The organism is Catenulispora rubra (assembly GCF_015356825.1).
Classification (GTDB): domain Bacteria; phylum Actinomycetota; class Actinomycetes; order Streptomycetales; family Catenulisporaceae; genus Catenulispora; species Catenulispora rubra.
The window spans coordinates 1-5,263 of the sequence record NZ_JAACYW010000476.1; the positions used below are offsets into that span (position 1 = coordinate 1).

Consider the following 5,263-nt stretch of genomic DNA (forward strand, 5'->3'; position numbering starts at 1 on the left):
GGCCTTCGGGGGTGGGGAAGACGACGTCCGGTGCCACGCCGAGGTGCAGGATCCCGTTGCGGTGCGCGGCTTGCAGCGCGCGGGCGAGGGTCAGGCCGAGGGCCACCACTTCGCCGACGGGCAGTGCGCCCTGCTGCTCGATGCGCGTCGCCAGGGTGCCCGGCAGGACCACGTCGGTCACCAGGAAAGGCCGGTGGTCCTTGGTGAAGCCCAGGTCGCGGACGGCCAGCACGCCCGGCTCGGCGTTGATCGCCACCGCCCCCAGGCAGTCGCTGCGCAGCCGGCGCGCGTCGCGGCCCCGGATGGGAGTGTCCACCAGCGTGACCGCCACCTGCTCCACCCGACCGTCGACGGTGGCGACGCGCGCACGGTAGATCTGGCCGCACCCGGTGAGAGCGAGCGGCTCGACGTCGTCGAATCCCGGTGGCAGCGGATTGCTCTGGGCTTCATCCCCGTTCACCCTTGCAGGATAATGGACACCCGCCGCGCTGCTCCGGGGGAAAGCCGCAGGAAATCAGGCCTGGAACGACCGACGAGGGGGGAGACACACCGCGTGCGTATCAGGTCACTGATCGCAATGTCGGCGCTGGCCGCCGGCCTGGTCGTGCCCGCCGGCGTGGCCCCGTCCGCAGCGCACGCCGACGACACCTGCCACCCCTCCGACGGTCAGGGCGTGCCCAACGTCCCCGCGACCGTGCCCTGGGCCCGGACCGCCCTCGGCCTCACCGACACCGGCGTCTGGGCCCAGTCGCGAGGCCAGGGCGTGGTGGTCGCCGTCGTCGACACCGGCGTCAGCCCGGCCGGCGCGGTCCTGCCCGCCTCCGCCGTCCAGACCGGCGTCAACCTGCTGCCCGGCGGCGGTCCCGGCGATGTCGACTGCCACGGCCACGGCACGATGATGGCCGGCGTCATCGCCGGCCGCCCGGGCCTGGCGACGTTCGAAGGCGTCGCCCCGGACGCCACGATCCTCCCGGTCACCGTCACCGACGAGAGCACGAACGACCCGTCCGCCGCCGCCCGCATCGGCGCCGGGATCAAGTGGGCCGTCGACCACGGCGCGCAGGTCGTCAATGTGTCGATCACCACGACGCCGGACACTCCGGCGCTCGACGGCGCTGTGGCCTACGCGCGTGATCACCACGTCCTGATCGTCGCGGCGGCCGGGAACGATCAGAACGCGGGACCGCTTTATCCCGCTTCGATTCCCGGCGTGCTGTCGGTTGGCGGGATCGAGGCTGACGGCTCCGTCTACGCGCAATCCGAGGTCGGGGGCCATGCGGGGGTGGCGGCGCCAGCTTCAGCCATCTGGTCGGTCGGTGTCCAGCCGACTGCGTCCAACCAGCCCTACGTCCTCAGCGGCGAGGGCACGAGCTACGCCTCGGCCTTCGTGGCCGGGACGGCGGCGCTGATCTTGGCGGTCCACCCCGGGCTCACGCCCGACCAGCTGATCCAGCGCATCGAGGCGACCGCGAACCGCCCGAACACCGGCTACCTGCCTGACCCACGGATCGGGTATGGCGTGGTCAACCCTTATAGAGCTGTAACCGCAGAGCTTCCCGGCGAGCCGACCGCCACCGTGCCGACCACGGCGAAGGCGATGACGCTGCCGGTCGTGCGGCCGACGCACGCCGACCCTGTGAAGCGCGGCGCGGTGCTGGCCGTGATCGGCGCGGGAGTGCTCGCGCTGGCCGTGCCCGGGGCGGCGGCAGCGGTGCGCAATGGACGGCGCCGTGGTTGGAAGCCGGGTGTGAAGTAGGACCACCTGTGAAAGGCGTCAGTGCCGCCGGGTCCGCGACGGAGGCCGCAGCAACCGCACCACCCGCACCCGCCGCGGAGTCCGCCGCCGAGACAGAACCCTGATCTGATCTGCGTACGTCCACGCCCGCTCGGCCTGCTCGGCGTCCGGAGGCCGTGGCGCATATGCGGCGACCTCGGCCAGCCCCGCGAGCTGCCGGATCGGCTCGGCCCCGTCGGCCCCCAACGGCCCACCGGCGGTCGCCGCCAACTCCGACGGCGTGGTCGTCGTCCGCGCGTCGATCCCCAGCGCGTCCAGGCTCTCCAGCCAGGCCCACTGCGTCCGCCGACGCGGGTCCGGATCACGCCTCCGGAGCGCGAGCCGTCGCCGTCGGGAGACGAGCGCGACGACCAGAAGCCCGCCGACAGCCGCGATCGCCAGCACGGCGATCAGGCCCAAGAGCAGCAACACCAACGGCGTCTTATGGTGCGGCACAGGGTTGTTGAGCTGCACCGAAGGGCCCGTGTACGGAACACCAGACTGCGACGCCCCAGACGACGGCGTCGCCGACGTCGGCACCGTGGACGCCTGCGCCTGCACCGGATTGATGTCGCCGCTCGTCCCCTTGCCGTCGGGAACCGCGTCATAGAACGGAACCCAGCCGACGCCCGCGAAGTAGACCTCGGGCCATACCTTCACGTCCTGATTCGTGACGGAGTACGTTCCCGCTCCGCTCTGCGTTCCCGGCGCGAACCCCACCACCAACCGTGCCGGATACCCCACCTGACGTGCCGCGACCGCGAACAGCGAAGCGAACGCGTCGGCGCTCGCCCCCACATGTTTGCTCGGGTCCTTGCCGTAGGAAACCAGGGCACTGAGTCGCCCGAGGCTCTGCCCGGCCGCCGAGTCCGGGGCGTAGCCGAAGGCCGCGCGAACGGCCGTGGCCAGCGCGTTCATCTGGTCGTAGGGCGTGTTGCCAACCGCGGCGGTTGCGGCGAAAGCGGTCAGGTCGTCGGGCACCTGCGACGGTAGTTGCTCGAAGGGCTGGAGGGCCGAGTCGGTTCCCGGCTGTGCGGCACGCAGCCGATCCGCGTCGCCGAAGTCCGGCACGCTCGTGTCGACCTGGTATGACAGCGACGCTGACGCTGAGTGGCCGTCCCCGGTGGCGATCATGCCGAGGTCGCCAGCCACCCGCACATCGGTCCCCGACACCGTCCGCACGCGACCGGTCGCCGGAAGGAACACGCTCGACAGGTCCTGGATGTGCACGGTCTCCGTCACCGAAACGCTTGGCCAGGACGGGTCCCAGAGCGCGGGCGGCGCCGGAAGGCTCTTGCCCGCCAGGCGATACTCCGCCGAGGAGGACCAATGCCGGCCGTCGTAGGTATCGAGTACCTGCCAACGAAGGCGTTGGCTGTTGTCGGCGGTCGTGACCGTGAGCAGCGGTGAGACAGTGCCCTGCTTCAGCCAGGCGACGGCCTGCGTCAGCGGGTCGGTCTCGTCGAAGATCTGCTGCGCCGGCGCGATCAGCGTCCGCGGGTCCCAGGGACGGCGTTGCGGCAGGCCCGGGAGGTGCGGTGCCAGCGATGCGGCGACCAGCGTCAGCGCGGTCACCGTCGCGAAGAACGGAGCCGTGCGCACGGCGGAGGCCCACGGCCGTGCGCTCCGGTTGCGGATGACGACCGCGTCGGCCGGATTCCCGCGCGTGGCCTGATCGACGCCGACGAAGATCACGGCGGCGACCAGGAAGGCCGCGGCGGTCAGGATCGTCTGCGGATCGCCGGCTCCGGCCGAGGCGGCGGTGCCCAGGCCGAGCAGGATCGTCGGCGGGAGCAGGACGGTCAGCGGCGAGGCACCGCGGATCGCGCAGACCGCGGCCCACACGGCGCTCCACCACAGGCACGTTCCTGCCGTGACGAGCAGGACGGCGGTCGGACGGGCCGGTGAGGTGGTCGACAGGAGTTGGCGGGCGCCGTCGGTGACCGCCGATCGCAGGACGCTGAGGAAGTTGGCGACGGACTGATGGTCGCCGCCGCGCCAGCTCGCGAGGAGGATCGAGCCTGCCGGGAGGACGACAAGCCAGCCCACCAGCGCTCCGCCGAGTGCGAACAACTCGAACCCTCGCCTTTGGCGACTGGCTGCCCAGGCTGCCAGGGCGACGATGCCGGAGGGGATGACGGTCGCCAGGATGCAGACCGGGACGACGTCCGCGAGGTCGAACGCTCCGTGGAGGGAGAGGCCGGTGATCGCGCACAGCACTGCTGTCGGGAGTGCCAGCAGGATCCTGATGTTCCGGGGGGCGGCGTTGATGCGCGACGTCATCGCACGCTTCCTCGCGCTGCTGCCTGGGCCAGGCGTTCCCAGCGGTCGCAGATTTCGGCGGCGGTCGGGGCGTCGATGATGGAGAGTCCGGCGGCGGCGCGTGCGGTTCCCGATCTCTGGTTTTCGGGTGCGCTGATCCTGGTCAGTGCGGCCAGGCCGAATCGTCCGGCGATTCTGGTCAGCGTGCCGAACTCTGCGGGCTGCGGATGGCCTCCGACGGCGATGAGGACGCCGCCTCGTTCGGCGTGTTCCAGGCGTTCCAGTGTGCCGGCCAGGCCTTCGCGGGCCCGGTCGGCGAGCAGGGTCACCCCGGCCAGGCGGTCGAGGAAGAGCATTGATTCCTCGGGGGATCCGTTCGCGCTGAGGCGGAGGCCGCCGGTGGTCCACAGGGAGACGGACTGTCCGGCGCGGACGGCTCCGACGGCTGCGGAGGCGGCGACGTCCACGGCGTGCTCGAAGTCGTCAGGGTTCGCATACAGTGCGGCGTCGGTGATGAGGACGATGGTCGCTTTGGGCGGCGTCACGTCGATGTTCTGCCGCACCATCAGCTCGCCGCGGTGGGCGCTGGCGCGCCAGTGGATGCGGCGCAGGTCGTCTCCGGGTACGTATTCGCGCAGGGTGTGGAAGGTGATGGAGCCTTCCAGGGCCAGGTCGGTGCGGGCCTGTTCGCCTTGCGCGTTCTGGGCGGCGGTGCCGAGCGGGAAGCGGTGGACGGCCGGGTGGACGTGCAGGACGGCTTTGCCGGGGAGGGCGGAGCGGCGGCGGACCAGGCCGAGGGGGTCGGTGCGATCCCAGTGCAGCGGGCCGACGTCGATGACGCCGCGGCGTGCGGTCGGGAGTTCGTAGCGGACTTCGACGGCGGCGTGCGGCGGGAGTTGGCCGATGCGGACCGGGATCTCGCGGCTGCCGACGCGTTCCCGGGCCGAGAGGCGTTGGCCCCAGGTCGGGGACTGGTTCCGGACGGTGAGCAGGCCGATGGCGGTTTCGCCGCGGGCTACGCGCAGGGGGTAGACCTCGCGGTTGAGTTCGACGGGTGCGTTGCGTGCGGTCAGGGGGATGACGCACAGGAGGATGACGAGGCCGGCGGTGCCGAGGGCGGCGAAGGCGGGGTAGCCGAAGGCGTAGGCGAGGACGAGGGCGGCTGCGGAGGACAGGCCGAGGGTGGTTCCGGTGGAGGTCAGGCGGAGGGCTGTTTCTTATACACAT

Annotated in this window: 4 protein-coding genes and 1 pseudogene; 2 read left to right on the forward strand and 3 right to left on the reverse strand. The window is 71.6% G+C overall.

Features of this window, described 5'->3' with window-relative positions:
* On the reverse strand, positions 1 to 460 hold a 460-nt coding region (locus GWK61_RS52550), incomplete at its 3' end, for a hypothetical protein (RefSeq protein WP_323748177.1).
* A gap of 93 nt (positions 461 to 553) precedes the next feature.
* On the opposite strand from GWK61_RS52550, the gene GWK61_RS52555 reads away from it, so the two are divergent.
* Entirely contained in the window at positions 554 to 1,756 is a 1,203-nt protein-coding gene (locus GWK61_RS52555; protein ID WP_194921768.1) for a S8 family serine peptidase, read from the forward strand.
* Positions 1,757 to 1,774: 18 nt separating this feature from the next.
* Here GWK61_RS52555 and GWK61_RS52560 read toward each other — a convergent pair whose 3' ends face one another.
* Both GWK61_RS52560 and GWK61_RS57985 read right to left on the reverse strand, forming a co-directional pair.
* A complete protein-coding gene (locus GWK61_RS52560) occupies positions 1,775 to 4,057 on the reverse strand; it encodes a transglutaminase domain-containing protein (RefSeq protein WP_194921769.1) in 2,283 nt (760 codons plus the stop codon).
* Positions 4,054 to 4,707, reverse strand: a complete 654-nt coding sequence (locus GWK61_RS57985; protein WP_323748178.1) for a DUF58 domain-containing protein — start codon at positions 4,705 to 4,707, stop codon at positions 4,054 to 4,056. Before GWK61_RS57985 ends, GWK61_RS52560 begins: the two co-directional genes overlap by 4 nt.
* Here GWK61_RS57985 and GWK61_RS57990 point away from each other — a divergent pair.
* Positions 4,633 to 5,263 (forward strand): annotated as a pseudogene (locus tag GWK61_RS57990) (hypothetical protein); the annotation flags it as partial. The gene GWK61_RS57985 and the pseudogene GWK61_RS57990 sit on opposite strands and share 75 nt — an antisense overlap.